Annotated in this window: 17 protein-coding genes; 9 read left to right on the top strand and 8 right to left on the bottom strand. The window is 41.1% G+C overall.

Annotated features, from left to right (window positions below):
• Window positions 1–75: 75 nt before the first annotated feature.
• The gene (locus AAEO56_RS00150) at window positions 76–978 is read left to right on the top strand and encodes a S41 family peptidase (protein WP_341694979.1); all 903 of its coding nucleotides are present in this window, start codon (window positions 76–78) and stop codon (window positions 976–978) included.
• A 1-nt stretch (window position 979) separates the two neighbouring features.
• On the opposite strand, the gene AAEO56_RS00155 is transcribed toward AAEO56_RS00150, so the two are convergent.
• The gene (locus AAEO56_RS00155; protein ID WP_341694980.1) at window positions 980–1534 is read right to left on the bottom strand and encodes a DUF1697 domain-containing protein; all 555 of its coding nucleotides are present in this window, start codon (window positions 1532–1534) and stop codon (window positions 980–982) included.
• 2 nt (window positions 1535–1536) lie between these two features.
• Window positions 1537–2388 carry a tetratricopeptide repeat protein gene (locus tag AAEO56_RS00160; RefSeq protein WP_341694981.1) on the bottom strand — a complete coding sequence of 284 codons (852 nt, stop codon included), beginning with the start codon at window positions 2386–2388 and terminating at the stop codon, window positions 1537–1539.
• 110 nt (window positions 2389–2498) lie between these two features.
• On the opposite strand from AAEO56_RS00160, the gene rlmD reads away from it, so the two are divergent.
• From rlmD to AAEO56_RS00185, 5 genes are all read left to right on the top strand, one after another.
• Window positions 2499–3914 carry a 23S rRNA (uracil(1939)-C(5))-methyltransferase RlmD gene (gene rlmD, locus AAEO56_RS00165; protein WP_341694982.1) on the top strand — a complete coding sequence of 472 codons (1416 nt, stop codon included), beginning with the start codon at window positions 2499–2501 and terminating at the stop codon, window positions 3912–3914.
• A 19-nt stretch (window positions 3915–3933) separates the two neighbouring features.
• The gene (locus AAEO56_RS00170) at window positions 3934–4485 is read left to right on the top strand and encodes a DUF6452 family protein (protein ID WP_341694983.1); all 552 of its coding nucleotides are present in this window, start codon (window positions 3934–3936) and stop codon (window positions 4483–4485) included.
• A complete protein-coding gene (locus AAEO56_RS00175) occupies window positions 4457–5182 on the top strand; it encodes a DUF6048 family protein (RefSeq protein WP_341694984.1) in 726 nt (241 codons plus the stop codon). The genes AAEO56_RS00170 and AAEO56_RS00175 overlap by 29 nt, the downstream gene beginning before the upstream one ends.
• Window positions 5183–5389: 207 nt before the next feature.
• Complete coding sequence (locus AAEO56_RS00180) at window positions 5390–6460, top strand: hypothetical protein (RefSeq protein ID WP_341694985.1); 1071 nt, start codon at window positions 5390–5392, stop codon at window positions 6458–6460.
• A gap of 146 nt (window positions 6461–6606) precedes the next feature.
• Window positions 6607–6924, top strand: coding sequence for a hypothetical protein (locus AAEO56_RS00185; RefSeq protein WP_341694986.1), 318 nt, complete (start codon window positions 6607–6609; stop codon window positions 6922–6924).
• A 174-nt stretch (window positions 6925–7098) separates the two neighbouring features.
• On the opposite strand, the gene AAEO56_RS00190 is transcribed toward AAEO56_RS00185, so the two are convergent.
• Both AAEO56_RS00190 and AAEO56_RS00195 read right to left on the bottom strand, forming a co-directional pair.
• Window positions 7099–9504 (bottom strand): T9SS type A sorting domain-containing protein, encoded by a 2406-nt coding sequence (locus tag AAEO56_RS00190; RefSeq protein WP_341694987.1) that lies wholly within the window; start codon window positions 9502–9504, stop codon window positions 7099–7101.
• Between the two features lie 141 nt (window positions 9505–9645).
• A complete protein-coding gene (locus tag AAEO56_RS00195; RefSeq protein WP_341694988.1) occupies window positions 9646–10287 on the bottom strand; it encodes a DUF4294 domain-containing protein in 642 nt (213 codons plus the stop codon).
• An 80-nt stretch (window positions 10288–10367) separates the two neighbouring features.
• Here AAEO56_RS00195 and AAEO56_RS00200 point away from each other — a divergent pair, with 80 nt between their 5' ends.
• Window positions 10368–11456, top strand: coding sequence for a M42 family metallopeptidase (locus AAEO56_RS00200; RefSeq protein ID WP_341694989.1), 1089 nt, complete (start codon window positions 10368–10370; stop codon window positions 11454–11456).
• A 336-nt stretch (window positions 11457–11792) separates the two neighbouring features.
• Here AAEO56_RS00200 and AAEO56_RS00205 read toward each other — a convergent pair whose 3' ends face one another.
• From AAEO56_RS00205 to AAEO56_RS00220, 4 genes are all read right to left on the bottom strand, one after another.
• The gene (locus AAEO56_RS00205; RefSeq protein WP_341694990.1) at window positions 11793–12182 is read right to left on the bottom strand and encodes an ankyrin repeat domain-containing protein; all 390 of its coding nucleotides are present in this window, start codon (window positions 12180–12182) and stop codon (window positions 11793–11795) included.
• Window positions 12183–12394: 212 nt separating this feature from the next.
• On the bottom strand, window positions 12395–13348 hold the full coding sequence (locus AAEO56_RS00210; protein WP_341694991.1) for a phosphoribosylaminoimidazolesuccinocarboxamide synthase: 954 nt from the start codon (window positions 13346–13348) through the stop codon (window positions 12395–12397).
• A 47-nt stretch (window positions 13349–13395) separates the two neighbouring features.
• Window positions 13396–13824, bottom strand: coding sequence for a hypothetical protein (locus tag AAEO56_RS00215; RefSeq protein WP_341694992.1), 429 nt, complete (start codon window positions 13822–13824; stop codon window positions 13396–13398).
• A gap of 153 nt (window positions 13825–13977) precedes the next feature.
• A complete protein-coding gene (locus tag AAEO56_RS00220; protein WP_341694993.1) occupies window positions 13978–14925 on the bottom strand; it encodes a PhoH family protein in 948 nt (315 codons plus the stop codon).
• Between the two features lie 104 nt (window positions 14926–15029).
• Here AAEO56_RS00220 and AAEO56_RS00225 point away from each other — a divergent pair, with 104 nt between their 5' ends.
• Together AAEO56_RS00225 and AAEO56_RS00230 are read left to right on the top strand one after the other, a co-directional pair.
• On the top strand, window positions 15030–15860 hold the full coding sequence (locus AAEO56_RS00225; RefSeq protein ID WP_341694994.1) for an SAM hydrolase/SAM-dependent halogenase family protein: 831 nt from the start codon (window positions 15030–15032) through the stop codon (window positions 15858–15860).
• A gap of 232 nt (window positions 15861–16092) precedes the next feature.
• Complete coding sequence (locus AAEO56_RS00230; protein ID WP_341694995.1) at window positions 16093–16389, top strand: putative quinol monooxygenase; 297 nt, start codon at window positions 16093–16095, stop codon at window positions 16387–16389.
• Window positions 16390–16396: the final 7 nt, after the last annotated feature.

Here is a 16396-nt window from a genome sequence, read left to right on the forward strand (position 1 = left end):
AAAAAAGTAGTTTACCTGTATCGATAGATAATAATGAGCAAATATTTACTATTACTTATATTTTCACTGGGATGTATGCCCGATAAAAAACATACCTCTCCTGAAGTTACGGCTTATATAGAAGAAGTGGTGGCCATCCTTGAAAAGAATTCTGTGAATAGAAAAAAGATTGATTGGACTGAATTACGGCAAAAGGTAAGACAAAAAGCCGGTGATGCAAAAACGATTGCTGACACCTATCCTTCCATACATTATGCGCTAAAGTTGCTTGGCGACAGCCATAGTTATTTTGCTCCAATTACAGATCAATCTGAAGATACTAAAGGAGCTCCACCTGTTTTGCATGACGAAAAAGTACCTGGCACTATAGGCTATGTAAGAGTAAGATATTGTATGGGCAATGCCAAACAGAAGCAGCAATATATTGATAACCTACTAAATGATATACGAATCAGGGACAAGCAGGGGCTAATCGGTTGGATAATTGATCTAAGGGGGAATTTTGGAGGGGATATGTCGCCTATGCTGGCAGGCATTGGCCCTGTACTTGGTAATGGGATCATAGGATATACGCAATACCCTGATGGAAAAGAAAGTACATGGCGTTATGACAAAGGAAAATTTTTATTCGATGGAGATAGCGATACTATACTAGAGGAAGAATATATCCTTAAAAACAAGGATCCTTACGTTGCCGTGCTGAAGGATACGCTTACAGCCAGTTCGGGTGAGGCGGTTACAGTTGCTTTTCGCGGAAGGCCTAAAACAAAAAGTTTTGGAACCCATACCTATGGTGTGCCAACAAGCAACCAGCGGTTCGACCTTTCGGATGGCAGTAATATCCTGCTTACCGTAGCGGTTTTTGCCGACAGGAATCACAAGCCTTACCAAGGGCCAATACATCCTGACACCGAAACTACTGCTGGTAAAGCATTGTCCGAAGCTGTGAATTGGCTGAAACAGCAAAACAGGCACTAACTTATCTGCTTTCCAGTAGTTCGATCAGTTTTAATGTAGTGTTCCAGTTTCTGGTTGTAGCCTTCAGTTTTAATTTACTTTCAATAAGGTTGTTGGACAGCTTCGAATCGGCGGCGCCAGTGGCCAGTTTAAAATATAATATATCCTCATACAGTTCGATAACATCATCCCCTATCGGCGATTGCCTTAGTTTTTCCATGCTTTCTTCGGATGGTACTTCACTCAGGAAAGTAACATACAACTTTTTTGTGCCGGACTCTTCGGGTATTTTCCCTTCAATAAATGGGTTATTATCAACAGCCTTATACAGATCGCCCTTATCAACCACAAATACCGAAACTTCAAAGCCATACTGCACCTCAATTAGTTTTTCAATAACTTTAGAGATTTTCTCTTTTGATTTTTCATCACTGGTAAAGATCACATTGCCACTCTGGATATAAGTTTTTACATTTCCGTATCCGGCTGCCTCCATCAGCTTGCGGAGGTCTTCCATTTTGATAATCTTTTTTCCGCTGACATTGATGCCGCGAAGCAGGGCGAGATAGGCTGGCATAATTATTTATCGAATTTAGATTCTAAAAGTAAAAGGTTCTTAAAGTAAATAGTATCTTCTTTGGCATATTTTCTTGTGATAGCAACCCACTCATCGAATTTTTTCTTATCCTTCAACCTGTAATATGCACCCGCCATATTGAAAGCCATTTCTGCCTGCTGATATGCGTTGTCTGACATTGCAATGCCTTTTTTGTATGTTTTTTCAGCATCACCAAATTTGTCTGCAAGTATGTAAGAATAACCGAGCTCACGGTAAAACATATAATTTTTCGGATCATTCTTAATTGCTTTTTCTAAAACCTCTATAGCTTTAGCAGGCTGTTCAATTGCATTGTAGGCATACGCAAGCTCAAATTCAAGCCCTTCAGCATGTGGTTCCTTAGCGTAGGCTTTTAGCAGTATTGGGATAGCTTGCAGGCTACCTCCAATATGGTTAAAATGAAAACCCCGTTTTACCTGGCTTTGCACTTCATCCTCTCCTTTCCTGTAAATTGGGAGCCAGTCAGGTTCAGTTGGCAGGTTCATTTCCTGCACTTTGGCATCTGGTATAATAGCCATTTGGGTATATTCTTCCGGTATCCTATAGATCATCCTGTTTGTCCTTGGTGACTCTATATGGGACCTGTATTTATCCGTAATAGTCATCTTGCCCTCATAACCAAAGGTAAATCCTGCCTGTTCATCAAGGTAAACCACACCGATCATATACGCCGTATCCTTTTCTGTAAGGGGCAGCGCCACCCACTTGTTTTCGCACTCATAATATTTTTTATCGAATTGTAGCAGGCTTTCCTGGGCATTAATCGAATGCAGCGCTGTAATACAGCAAAGTAAGAGTACTATTTTTTTCATAATAGGTGAATTATATGGGCTAAAATACAATTTTTCTTTTGCTTCATGCCCACCTACTCTGAGATGAAAATATTTTCTGATTTTTAATTGCAAAGGTTTATTTTTGCCGCATGGGAAAAAGGAAGATAACCGATAAGATCGTATTCGATAATGTAGCCGTGCTCGATGCAGGTGCAAAAGGCGTTTCGGTAGCTAAGGCACCGGACGGCAAAGTAATTTTTATACCTAATGTAGTACCCGGGGACGTTGTGGATGTACAGACATTCAAAAAAAGGAAGGCCTACTACGAAGGCAAGGCAGTGCATTTCCACGAATATTCGGCCGACAGGGTGATCCCTCCATGCCAGCATTTTGGAGCCTGTGGCGGCTGTAAATGGCAAAACATGAATTATGATAAGCAGCTTTTCTATAAAAACCGCGAGGTGTACAACCACCTCAAGCGCATCGGTAAGGTGGAGCTTCCTGAATTTGAGCCGATAAAAGGCAGCGAAAAGCAATTTTTCTATCGCAATAAAATGGAGTTCTCTTTTTCAAATGCCCGTTGGGTCACCGAGGAAGAAGCCCGCAGCGGTGAAGAAATAGATAACCGGAATGCTCTGGGCTTTCACATTCCGCGCATGTGGGACAAGATCCTGGATATCACCAAATGCCACCTCCAGGAAGATCCAAGCAATATGATACGCAATGCCGTACGGGATTTTGCAAATGAAAACGGTCTGGAATTCTTCAACCCCAGGGAGCACTCGGGGCTGTTGCGTACACTGATGATACGCACGGCATCTACCGGCGAGATCATGGTACTGATACAGTTCTTCGACGATAATAAAGAACAAAGGGAACTCCTGCTGGATTTCCTTGCACATAATTTTCCTGGCATTACCTCGCTGCAATATGTGGTGAACCAAAAGGCCAATGATACCCTCTACGATCAGGAAATCATTCTTTATAAAGGCCGCGATTATATACTGGAATCGATGGAAGGCCTTAGCTTTAGCATTAATGCCAAGTCATTCTACCAAACGAATTCTGACCAAGCCTATGAGTTGTACAGCATAACCCGCGACTTTGCAGATCTTACAGGCAATGAGGTAGTGTATGATCTATATACCGGCACCGGAACAATAGCGCAGTTCGTATCGCGCAAGGCTAAAAAAGTAATAGGCGTTGAAGCCGTTCCCGAAGCTATTGCCGATGCATGGGAAAACGCAAAGCGCAATAATATTACCAATTGCGAGTTTTTTGTGGGAGACATGAAAGTGGTTTTCAATGAGGAATTTATTGCCACGCACGGCAAGCCGGATGTAATTATAACCGACCCGCCTCGCGACGGTATGCACAAGGATGTTATCGAACAGATATTACGTATCGCACCTGATAAGGTTGTGTACGTAAGCTGTAACTCGGCGACACAGGCGCGTGACCTCGCATTGATGGACGAGGTATATAAAGTCACCCGTGTCCGGCCGGTAGATATGTTCCCGCAAACGCATCATGTGGAAAATGTTGTACTTTTGGAAAAAAGATAATTAAAAAGGCATTGCCGCTATGAAAAGATTAATTGCATCCATAACCCTTTTACTGGTAGTGACGTGTTTTGTACTGAGCTGCGAAAAGGACGATATTTGTCCTGAAACCACTCCTACCACTCCAAGCATTATTGTGGAATTTTACGACAAGGATAATACCGAAGAGCTGGTGAATGTGGTTAATTTTAAATATTATGCGGTAGGAGAAACGGACACACTCCCTGCTGTTGCCGATGATGTAACTACTACATTCAACAATATAAAGTTGCCGCTACGCACAAATGCCACAACTACAAAATGGGGGCTTATGTTTACCAGGAGGCTATCGAATGGGCAATTTACCCCTTACAATACTGACTTTTTAGAATTTAACTATACTACAAACCAGTTCTATGTATCCCGTGCCTGCGGATATAAAACCACTTTTACGCTTAATCCAGACCAGCCGGCTGGCTCTAACCCGAAACTGACCGATTCCGATGCTGCTGACGGATTATGGATAGATAGTTTTAGCGTTGAGACCACTAATATTGAAAACGAAAATGAAACACATCTCAAGATTTTTTTATAGCCTTTTGCTGCTGCTTTCGTTTTCCGGTTTTTCGCAAGAGAAAAAAGCCACGGATACGATTGCGCCGCCTGTTAAAACGGACCGCTATGGCCTTCGCGTAGGCGTTGACCTGCACCGGCTGACCCGCTCCTTTTATGATGACGGCTTCAGGGGGCTCGAGGTGGTAGGTGACTACAGGCTTACCAAAAAAATCTATGCGGCAGCCGAGCTTGGCAATGTTGATTATACTGTGAATGATGCACAGCTGAACTTCACGACCAAAGGAAGCTACCTCAAAATAGGATTTGACTACAATGCCTACGATAACTGGCTTGATATGGAGAACATGATCTATGTGGGCCTCCGTTATGGTTTTGCAAGTTTCAGCCAAAACCTGAATTCGTATAAAACCTACGAAAGCTCCGGCTATTTTGATGAGGTTACGATTTATCCTGACACCAGGTACAGCGGGCTTACAGCACACTGGATTGAAGTTGTGGGCGGCCTTAAAGCAGAAGTTTTTGACAACCTTTTTATAGGATTTAGCTTCCGGCTGAACAACCTGCTGACCGATAAGAAGCCGGCCGGTTTCGACAACCTTTATATACCCGGCTTTAACCGCACTTATGACGGTAAATTTGGCGTAGGCTTTAACTACACGGTTTCTTATTTTATACCGCTTTATAAAAAACAGGCTGTACCTAAAGAGAAAAAATAAGTTACTCCCGAAATTTGTCCCACAGGAGGCGGGATTATATAAATTCTAGTTTCTTTTTATCATGACTCTCTCCCTTCAAACTATAATTAGGATTAGGATAGCTAAAGGGATTTAGATTTCCTCTAAAACATCAATTGAATTTTGATTTAAAAATACGAAAATATACACTATATGAGGTGCTTAGGTATCTTTTTTTATAACTAAAAAATGACTAAACAAGAAGCAATTATAAATATCAGTACTATTTTTAATAGAAAATCCTCTTTAGATGTTGAGACATCTTATTTTACAAATAAGAAACATGATGATCTGTTAGATTTGCTTCTAAGATATATTGAAAATTCAAGCGCACTGATTGGAAATCCCAATGTATTTAAAACACAAGCATTAAATGACCATGGTGTGGATCTGATAATTGAATATCCAAATGAGTGTAAGATTGGTATACAAATTAAAAGTCACTTTGATGTGACGGAAAAAGATTTTGCCGTAAAAGTAAAAGCACAGTTTGCGGAAAGCCAATTTCACGGATTAACCAAATGGTACTTATTAATTTGTTCACCTTTAACGGAATTTGACGGAAAAAGCTATAGCAGTAAGATCAGCCACTTAATCAACGAGCTCAGTAGTTATAAAACATCTTATCACGTTGTTCATAATCCACAGCAGATGGTAAATATTTTTACCGGAGGCATTATGGCGGACATGGAATTCAGGAGTATTAAGAATCAATATTATTGCGAAGAGATAAACTGGGCTGAGATAATTAAAGAACTTTATTCAGGCAATAAGCAAAAAAGTTATCTTGATGTAGAACCTGATGCTAGCGAGAAAGCAACAAAGAATGCCGGTTTATATAATAGTTACCTGAATATGACAACCGACGAGGAAAAACAATCGTCAATTGATGATTTAAATGATCTTCTTGAGTTATTAAAAAAACTTTCAAAAATGACCAGAGGTTTTTTGAGTGTATGTATTTCCAGAGGACGAATTACAAACCATGGAATGTTTGATAGGATAGTTGTGTTATGTCATGATATTGAAAATTACCTCAATATTCGCAGTAACACATTAAAAAAAGAGGTTGCAGTTTTAGATAGTCACGGCATAGCTTATTTAGATAATATAGATGGTGATAACAATTATTACGTTGTTGTACGAAATACTAATTCTAATTATAATATTTTAGCTACAGTAAAAGAGTTCTGCACTAATAAAAAAGTAGATATGAAACAAATTATTATAGACCTTGATTTTAGTCTTTTTGATGATTGACTTGTAAGTTGCAACTTTATAACCGAGAAATTTTAAAAAATAAAAATGGACAATATAAAAGAAGCTAATTTTAGGATTATAATGCGAATTTATAGTACTGCATATAATGGCTTGGCAAGTCTGCAGAAAGCAATATTGGTTTTGTAATGGCTTTGAAGAGACTTATAAATAGCTACGAAAAATTTGTAGAGAGATATTCAGAAGAAGAAAAAGAAATTTATAATGAATGTTACGCTGAAAATCTGTCAATTTTTAATCCTGATATTTATCTTAACAAGTTAGGGGATAGTCTTGTATGTATTGATATACACAATAAAAGTATTCTGCATGAGACTTATGGTACTGAAACTATATGTGGCAAATACCACGGGTTAGTGAATGGACATACTACCAAAATATTAGGAGAGGATGGGGACCACAGAGATGAATACAGCAACGTTGCTTTTGAATTTGGTTATCCTTAAATAGAAAATCGTTTTATTGTAACACTACTAGATTTAAAACATGTAAGTGATTTCTAATATATCCCTGTGACCCAAATAAATTCTACCATTTATGTATCAAATATTAGTGATATATATAAAATAAAAAATGCCGCAGACTATCAACTGCGGCATTCTTATCATAATCACTGTTACTTATTTAATAACCAATTTTTTGGTAGCCAGTTTGCCATCTGCATTAAGCGTTATAAAATATACTCCGCTTTTCAATGATGACACATCAATATCTGACTGTGTGGCGTGAACAGTAGTTTTAACTATTATTTTCCCCAATACATCGGTAACAGTTACGCTAGCATTATTTGCTGTACCGCTCTGCATTTCCAAAGTTACTTTCGAAGATGCAGGATTTGGATACATTACGAAACCTCCAGCGTTAAAATCATTATTACCTGCTGTGTCCATTATGGTTGTAGTAATGCTATTAGTATTCACAACCGGATTAAAGTCAAAATAGATACCGGCCTGTGCTTCAAAAACATCCCCTATTTCAACATTCGCTTTGGGCTTTATCCTGTATTCGATAAAACCATGGCTTTCAGGTTCATTATTTGTGCCCGGGAGCTCAATACCTGTAAACCTGAATTCTACCTCGCTACCGTTGCCGCCGCGGTTTGTCTGGAAACTATGGCTGGAAACCATTGTCTGGAAAGTAGTCCAGTCAAGATTGTCATCGAGTATAGTAAGCACTTTTACGTTGTGAGCGTTGGCATTCCCCATATTCTGGAAACGGATGGTGTAATGCAGGTAACCGTCGGCCTGCAATTCGGTGATCTGCTCGCCTTCACGCACATTAATGTCGTTGGGATCCCATGAGTTTGTCGCAATATGGGTCATTTCATAAGTATTATTAGCTGTATTGGCATCACCGGATAGCGGCGTTACAGTAGCAGTAAATGAAAGTACGTCGCCCAGGTCTACAACTCCAGGCATTCCCACTGTGAAATTGACATAGATATAGGATGTCTGGTAAGGCTGTAATGTACCATAATTAAATGTCAGGACGTTACCGGACTGAGCTGCCGCAGGAACTGAGGATGTATAATCCAGCTGTGTATCATTAAATTGCAACGATACAGTACCGTTTGCAGGAGTATTTCCGTAATTGTATACAGCAACCATGTAGCCCGCAGCAAAGCCCGGCTGTGCAGCTGTCATAGGGTATACATATACAGCTACATCGGTTACTGGTGCCGGAGGCATAAGGCAGAAGTTTATGTCATTAAAATTGTCATCAACTGCCAGCGGATAATTTGCAGGTGAGGAAATAAGATTCGTAGGATAATAGGTGTTTACATATACGGTGATCTCTGAAGTAGGGACATTATAAAAAGTATAATTCCCGTTTGCATCAGTATAGGCATAGTTTCCATAATTTCCGGATATATAATACACCTGCACCCCTGCTGCGGGTGGGTCATTTTCATCGCACCCGTTGCCATCTGCATCATAAGCTACGTGGCCTGAAACAGTAAAATTACCTTCGCATTGTGTCACAACGAGTTCAAGTTGGCGAACCACTACCCCATTCTCGGTTACGATACCTACATAAAGCACCTGCTGTCCGGGATTTATATTCGTATAGGAATTTATATCTCCAATAGCATTAGTACCATTCTGGGCATCCAGATATGTTTCATAAATACCCATATTCAATATGCCCGGCGTACTGTTATAAACAATCCCGAATATCGGCTCAAGGTCGAACGCAGCTACACCATCACCATTAACATCACATGCTGTGAGTGGCTCGAGAGAAGAGTTACAGTCAACACCGTTTGTTATTGTTATATAGATATCATATTCTGCCACACAGCTCCCATTCGAACCCATTATATAGACTACCTGCGACGTAGTTACAACATCGCCTGCAGAAAGCTGTGTCCCAGTGCCACCCTGACCTGTATAGTAATTAAAAGGTTGCGGCAATGCTGGCAGCGTGTAGCTCTCGCAGGAAACTACTTCCGGGAAGAAGCCAGTTTCAGGGCTATTGAGTATTGTTACAGTAAAGCTGCTTTGATTACTACATGAGCCGTTGGAAGCATAGATATATAGCATTTGAGAGTCTACAACAACAGTGCCCGCCGGTAGTACTGCACCCGAGCCACTTGGATCGGTATAATAATTACCACTCTCAAGTGCAGGAAGTACAAAACTGTCGCATACAGCTATATCACTTACGTCGGGAACGAATGGGGCTGGCCAAAAACCTACTACAAAGCTCGTTGTATCAAAGCTGCCATCGTTAGTATTTGTAACCCTGATGTACAGCGCCTGCTCAATATTCCCTGTGGTTATCATAAACGCAGTAGGGTTTGTAATAGGGTTAGTGTTATCCTCAGCATCCTGCCAGCTGAGATAATAGTTAACTGTGAAATTGAGTGGGTCCTGGTTTCCCAAAGTAATGGGTGTCTGCGCAGTAAGGTCAAAAACCTCACTGTTACACTGCACTATGTCCTGTACAGGATAGGCTTCGGCCTGGGCAAATGACTGAAAACTGAACAAAGTGAATAGTGCCAGCAAGAGTAATTTCTGTTTCATATAGAAGGTAATTAATTGGTTTAGTATATAACAGGACAAATGTTAAATTCCCTACCCAGATAGCTAAAACAATAGTAATACCTTAAAAGATTGCATATACAGCATTAAAAAAGCCTTGTAAACAAGGCCTGTGAAATCATTTTATTTTTTTCGCCAAGTATCGGTTATGGCATCATAATCTATCTTAAATGCCGGGTCCTGTTTTATAAGGCGCTTTTCATCAAAAGCCTTGATCAGGTATCCCTCTATCATATAATCTTCGACAATGGTGGCAGGACTGTATTTTGCTTTTAAATTAATATCAAAAAGCCGTGCCATGCGGTTGGACCAAAAGGCTTTCCATCCGCTTTTATGCTCCTTTATAAGATCGAATGTAGAATGGCCCGTTTGCCTGTATATCAGCTTTACGAGAATTTGCCCTTCTTTCCTCGTCAGTTTTTTCAGCTGTGCCTCGAACTCGTCCTCCAAATATTTTTCAACGATCTTGGAATATTTTTTCCTTTCCCTGTCGGTCTTCAGCTTCTGCATATTGTCGTGCAGCATAGTAAGCCTTTCGGCGGCTATTTTCGCATAAGGGTACACCTTCAGCACCCTTTTCCTCAAAAGGAGCAACTGTTTCTTTTCGTCGGGCGATATGGAATCTTTTACATTGGATATGACAATCTCCCGCAGCTCCGTGCTAAAGGTTATCGTGTCATTTTCTATCGTATCAGTAACCACAACCTGGGCACGTGCGCCCATGCTTAAAAATACCAGGAATATAAAGTATATCCGTGCTTTCATTGTTAAGAAATTTATGCCAAAATTATGCATTATTATATAACTCTGTAATCTAATTTATATTTTAGCCGAAAATTAAATTCATGGCCTCAAATTCTATACTTACCGACAGTTCAATTGCCTTTTTAGAAAAATATTTAAACAACCCCTCACCTACCGGCCACGAGTCCGGCGGCCAGAAAATATGGATGGACTACCTGAAGCCATACGTAGACACTTTTATTACCGATACCTATGGTACAGCTGTTGGTGTCATTAACCCTGATGCTCCCTACAAAGTGGTCATCGAAGGCCACAGCGACGAGATATCCTGGTATGTAAATTATATCACCGAGAACGGACTCATCTACGTTATCCGCAACGGTGGGTCAGATCACATGATCGCTCCATCCAAGCGTGTCAATATCCATACCAAAAATGGGATCGTGAAAGGTGTTTTTGGGTGGCCGGCCATCCACACTCGCAACCGCAGCAAGGAAGAGCCTGCGAAGATCGAGACTATCTTTATAGACTGTGGCTGCGCTACCAAAGAAGAGGTAGAGAAACTGGGGGTACACGTTGGCTGCGTTATTACCTATCCTGATGATTTCATGATCCTGAACGAAAATAAATTCGTGTGCCGTGCTATCGACAACCGCATCGGCGGGTTCATGATCGCCGAAGTAGCACGCCTGCTTCACGAAAACAAAAAGAAACTGCCGTTCGGGCTTTATATTACCAATTCCGTACAGGAAGAAGTAGGCCTTCGCGGCGCAGAAATGATCACTAAAACCATACGCCCCAATGTAGCAATCGTTACCGATGTGTGCCACGACAGCACCACACCGATGATCGACAAACGCATTGAAGGCGAAACCCAGATAGGCAAAGGCCCGGTAATTACCTACGCCCCTGCTGTACAGAACAAACTGCGCGAGCTTATAATCGATACTGCCGAAAAGAACGAGATACCTTTCCAAAGGCTGGCTTCATCTCGCATTACCGGAACCGACACTGACGCTTTTGCCTATAGTAATGGAGGTGTGGCTTCGGCGCTTATATCATTGCCGCTGCGCTATATGCACACCACCGTTGAAATGGTACACCGCGACGATGTGGAATATGTGATAAAACTTATTTATGAAACATTGCTGAATTTGGAGAACGGAGAAACTTTTTCGTATTTTAAATAGTGTATTTTTCGCGAAAGAACTACCACAGAGGTTCACAGAGAGGCATAGAGTCACACAGAGTGATTTGAGTTTGCAAGTTCCTTGCGAGAACACAGAGCAGGGTGTTATCGTTCGTCACGCTCTGTGAACTCTCACCAAAGGTGTTGTCTAAATAAAACCTCTGTGAAACTCTGTGATATAGCTTTTTAACTTAAAATGGTCAAAATCAAATTACACTTTCAATAATTCAATTTGTGCTAATTCGTGGAATTCGTGGCAAAAAAAAATCTTTAGCATGATTCAACAAAAAAAGCATCTGCTGCTGCGGATGCTTTTCTTCTTTAAGGTGAAAACGTTTTACGCGTTCCTGGCCGCCTTTAACACTTCCAAAGCTTCTGTGGCATTGGAAAGTTCAGCATACCTTTGGGCTGTAAATCCTTTTTCATCCTTAACCTTACAATCGGCACCTTTCTCAAGTAACAGTTTGATGATCTCCACATTGTTATAGCGCGCTGCAATCATAAGGGGCGTCATACCGTTAGATGTTTCAGTGATGGATGCACCATATTCAAGGAATTTCTTTACGGCTGCAACATCTCCTTTAGAGATCGCTACACCAAGCGGCGTTGTGTTCACATACGTCCTAACTAACTCAAATTTGCCGGAAGCAGTTTCAACATTCGAAGCCATTGCTACATTACTAAATGTTACAAGAGCCAGTCCTAAATAAATGATCGTTTTTTTCATGATGATGATGATTTTAATTGATGATTGTTGTTTTTATTTTTTGTTACCGGATGATTAGCCCGTTTAAAGTAATAGACGCATACAACCATGTAAACGTTACGGTGAAATTTAATTTTAACACATATTTAACAAATACAATCTTACTATGCATGCCTATTAAAATGAAAAAACCACCTGCGATAACAGGTGGTTCAACGTATTCTTAGTCTGAATTATTTATTTAAATAATCGAGTACATTTTTTTCAATTCTTTTGTGGATGTCATTGATATCGGCCTTGCCAAACTTTTCACCGATGATATTTTCGTAGAGTTCAATGTAACGTTCGGATACGCTTTCTACATACTCATCTGTCATATCTGGGATCTGCTGGCCTTCCTGCCCCTGGAAATTATTAGCGATAAGCCACTGCCTTACAAACTCTTTCGACAGCTGCTTTTGTGCCTCTCCCCTGTTCTGGCGCTCACCGTAACCATCGGCGTAAAAATAACGCGACGAATCCGGTGTGTGTATTTCATCGATAAGTACAATCGTACCATCCTTCTTACGCCCAAACTCATACTTGGTATCTACCAGTATCAGTCCACGCGACGCAGCGATTTCGGTGCCTTTTTCAAAAAGCGCGCGGGTATATTTTTCGAGCACGGTATAGTCCTCTTCCGAAACGATGCCTTTGGTTATGATATCCTGGCGTGATATATCTGTATCATGCTCGCCATTATCGGCTTTGGTAGTCGGCGTGATGATTGGTGAAGGGAATTTATCGTTCTCCTTCAATCCTTCCGGAAGCTCCACTCCACACAATACCCTGCGCCCGGCAGCATACTCACGTCCGGCATGTCCTGACAGGTAGCCGCGTATCACCATCTCTACCTTAAAAGGCTCACACAGGTGTCCTACGGCAACGTTGGGATCAGGTGTATCGATGAGCCAGTTAGGAACTATATCTTCGGTAAGGCGCATGAATTTGGTCGCGATCTGGTTCAAAATCTGCCCTTTGTAAGGGATGCCTTTGGGGAGCACCACATCGAAAGCAGAAAGCCTGTCGGTAGCCACCATTACAAGCAGTTCGTCGTTGATGTTATACACTTCCCTAACCTTGCCGCGGTAAACGGACTTCTGTCCCGGGAAATTAAAATCGGTAGTCGTTATGGTCTTTTGTGCCATGTGTCGTTGTTGTTTTGTGTAGTTGAGGTGCAAAAATAAGAAAGATATTATCTTCCTCCTTGTTTATCTTTCGATTTATATAGAATTGCAAAAACAGTATTTATTATTAAAGATATTATCACTCCGGCTGCTGTTAAAAAAGTGAACATGTATTCATCCCTGAGATGCTCTATTGCCCAAACCACCGGCAGGAAAAGTAAAATGCATAAATTAACAATCGAAATTATCTTGTTCACCCGTAAACCTACTATCCATAATAAAATATACCCGAAGACGAATAATACAAATGAAATTATTGAAAAGACAGATACTATTTCTCCGATTTGCCAAGCCCAGCCAATAGTTTTGTTTACTCCATAAGTTCCCACTGAACCGTTACCTGCTAAAAAAATAAAATCTATCAAAAACACAGCAAATGATGCAGCTATAACGATCAGCGGTGATAACAAAAGCGTTTTAGGTTTTCTAAAATCCATATTTTAAATTCAAACACCTGACAGGTTTTAATACCTGTCAGGTGTAATATAATAATACTTATTTAAACCTACAAGGTTCTAAAAACCTTGCAGGTTGGTAACCTGTTTAAAATCTCAGCTTCTAAGAACCCCAGTCCCTAAGCACCTCTAAAATTAATCATTATTCTCAATGCTCTTATAGGCATCAATAATTTTCTTAACGAGGCGGTGGCGAACAATGTCTTTATCATCAAGGTAAATAATGCCCACGCCCTCTACATCTTTCAGGATAAGTATCGCCTCTTTAAGACCGGATATCGTGCGGCGCGGAAGGTCGACCTGGCCGGGATCGCCGGTGATCATGAACTTGGCATTCTTGCCCATACGGGTCAGAAACATCTTCATCTGAGAGTGAGTTGTATTCTGCGCTTCATCGAGGATCACGAACGCATGGTCCAGCGTACGCCCCCTCATAAAGGCAAGCGGCGCAATCTGTATGATGCCTTTCAGTATATAGTCTTCCAGTGTTTGCGGCGGAAGCATATCACGCAATGCATCATATAGTGGCTGCATGTATGGGTCGAGCTTCTCCTTCATATCACCCGGCAAAAAGCCCAGGTTCTCCCCTGCCTCAACAGCGGGGCGGGTAAGGATGATACGTTTTACCTGTTTTTCCTTCAGTGCTTTTACGGCAAGGGCAACACCTGTATAGGTTTTTCCCGTACCGGCAGGGCCAATAGCAAATACCATATCATTTTTGGCCATGTAGTCCACAAGCTTTTGCTGGTTTGGGGTCATGGCTTTTATCAGCTTTCCGCCAATGCCGTGTACCAGGATCTTGTCGCTAGGGTCCATTTGCTCCACCTGCGAGTCGCTTTGGATAACCCTTTCGATAACATTGTCATCAATGGTGTTGTACCTTGTAAAATGGAGCATCAGCCTCTTAAAGCGGGTCTCGAATTCATCCAGTATCTCTTTTTCACCGAATGCCTTCAATGTAGTGCCGCGGGCAACGATCTTCAGTTTGGGATAATATTTTTTTATGGTTTCAAGATGGGAGTCCTGAGCGCCCCAAAAATCTTTCGGGGCAATATCGTGCAGTTCAATTATTCTTTCGTTCAAAAGCAAGTTTTTTTAATTAGAGAAATAAGCCATATAATTATTAGCTTTGCATTCAAATTTAGTGAAATTTAATCTCGCTTTTTGTAAAAGTTTTACACAATTTTATGTCAATAATTACCCTGACGACCGATTTCGGGCTCAAAGACCATTTTGTGGGCGCACTGAAAGGAAAAATCCTTTCGGAGTACAGGGAAGCCACTATTGTTGACATTTCCCACCACGTCGACCTGTTTAATGTTTCCGAAGCCAGCTATATTATCGGGGCCGCATATAGCAGCTTCCCGCAGGGAACGGTACATCTTATTGGTGTGGACTGCGAGCTCACCAAAGAGTGTAACCATGTTGCCATGCTTTGGAACGGCCACTATTTTATATGTGCCGACAATGGCATCCTGAGCATCCTTACCCAAAAGATAGTCCCTGAGAAAATAGTACAGATAAATATTCACAACCGCCTGCCTGAGGGTTCGTCAGATACAGATGTATTCGTTACCGTGGCCTGCCATCTGGCTAAAGGTGGCCTGCTGAACGTTATTGGCAAAGAGATTACAGAAATAAAAGAAATAAATGAGCTGCAGGCTGTTGTAGCTGCCGACAATAAATCCATAAAAGGTTATGTCGTATACATCGACCATTTTGGTAACTGCGTGACTAACATTTCAAAAAGGATGGTAAAAGAAGTAGCCAAAGGCCGTGACTTTGAAGTGGCTTTCAGTAACAAAAATATTAAATCGATTAACACCGGCTATTCTTATTTTGCAGCAAAAGAGCGGACGATGAAAGATTATGAAGGTGAAAAGCTGGCAATATTTAACGAGGCCGGATTCCTTGAGATAGCGATATACCGCAGCAATCCTCTGACAGTAGGTACGGCAAAAACATTGCTGGGGCTAAAGTTCAGGGATGTAGTGAATGTGGTGTTTAGGGCGCCTTAATTTCGAAGGGGAATTAGCGAGGGCAAACGCACCAATTGCGTTTAGGAATGTTTAGCCACGAATTACACTAATTCCCACAAATTTTCATTCTCTTTCCGGTAAGTTAAGAGACAAGTAAAATTCACCAATTTTAAATTTGTGAAAAATTAGTGTAATTCGTGGCTTATTTTTTATGATGAGCTTTGACCTGGGGAATTATCCCGGGTATTAAAATATAAAAACAAAAAACAGTATGTTTGTACGGATAGTAAAAATGGGATTTCAGGAAGATAAGGTTGCTGCCTTTCTCGATAATTTTGAGCAGGTGAAGCAGGATATACGAAACTTTCCGGGAAACCGTTTTTTAGAGCTATACAGGGACAGGAACGACCCGTCGGTATTCTTTACCTACAGTTATTGGGAAACCGAGGATGATCTGGAAAAGTACCGAAAGTCCGACCTGTTTTGCGAAACATGGGCCATTACAAAACCAATGTTCCGCCAAAAAGCCGAGGCATGGAGCGTTGATAAACTTGTAAGCCTTCCTTAAATTTGAA

Origin of the sequence: Flavobacterium arundinis (assembly GCF_038289855.1) — a bacterium.
Taxonomy (GTDB): domain Bacteria; phylum Bacteroidota; class Bacteroidia; order Flavobacteriales; family Flavobacteriaceae; genus Flavobacterium; species Flavobacterium arundinis.

Excerpts from the sequence above, each read along its gene's own strand:
- AAEO56_RS00200 (WP_341694989.1), top strand. The coding sequence starts at position 10,368 with ATGGCCTCAAATTCTATACTTACCGACAGTTCAATTGCCTTTTTAGAA.
- AAEO56_RS00155 (WP_341694980.1), bottom strand. The coding sequence starts at position 1,534 with ATGCCAGCCTATCTCGCCCTGCTTCGCGGCATCAATGTCAGCGGAAAA.
- AAEO56_RS00160 (WP_341694981.1), bottom strand. The coding sequence starts at position 2,388 with ATGAAAAAAATAGTACTCTTACTTTGCTGTATTACAGCGCTGCATTCG.
- AAEO56_RS00170 (WP_341694983.1), top strand. The coding sequence starts at position 3,934 with ATGAAAAGATTAATTGCATCCATAACCCTTTTACTGGTAGTGACGTGT.
- AAEO56_RS00175 (WP_341694984.1), top strand. The coding sequence starts at position 4,457 with ATGAAACACATCTCAAGATTTTTTTATAGCCTTTTGCTGCTGCTTTCG.
- AAEO56_RS00205 (WP_341694990.1), bottom strand. The coding sequence starts at position 12,182 with ATGAAAAAAACGATCATTTATTTAGGACTGGCTCTTGTAACATTTAGT.
- AAEO56_RS00195 (WP_341694988.1), bottom strand. The coding sequence starts at position 10,287 with ATGAAAGCACGGATATACTTTATATTCCTGGTATTTTTAAGCATGGGC.
- rlmD (WP_341694982.1), top strand. The coding sequence starts at position 2,499 with ATGGGAAAAAGGAAGATAACCGATAAGATCGTATTCGATAATGTAGCC.
- AAEO56_RS00215 (WP_341694992.1), bottom strand. The coding sequence starts at position 13,824 with ATGGATTTTAGAAAACCTAAAACGCTTTTGTTATCACCGCTGATCGTT.
- AAEO56_RS00150 (WP_341694979.1), top strand. The coding sequence starts at position 76 with ATGCCCGATAAAAAACATACCTCTCCTGAAGTTACGGCTTATATAGAA.
- AAEO56_RS00225 (WP_341694994.1), top strand. The coding sequence starts at position 15,030 with ATGTCAATAATTACCCTGACGACCGATTTCGGGCTCAAAGACCATTTT.
- AAEO56_RS00180 (WP_341694985.1), top strand. The coding sequence starts at position 5,390 with ATGACTAAACAAGAAGCAATTATAAATATCAGTACTATTTTTAATAGA.
- AAEO56_RS00190 (WP_341694987.1), bottom strand. The coding sequence starts at position 9,504 with ATGAAACAGAAATTACTCTTGCTGGCACTATTCACTTTGTTCAGTTTT.
- AAEO56_RS00230 (WP_341694995.1), top strand. The coding sequence starts at position 16,093 with ATGTTTGTACGGATAGTAAAAATGGGATTTCAGGAAGATAAGGTTGCT.
- AAEO56_RS00185 (WP_341694986.1), top strand. The coding sequence starts at position 6,607 with ATGGCTTTGAAGAGACTTATAAATAGCTACGAAAAATTTGTAGAGAGA.
- AAEO56_RS00210 (WP_341694991.1), bottom strand. The coding sequence starts at position 13,348 with ATGGCACAAAAGACCATAACGACTACCGATTTTAATTTCCCGGGACAG.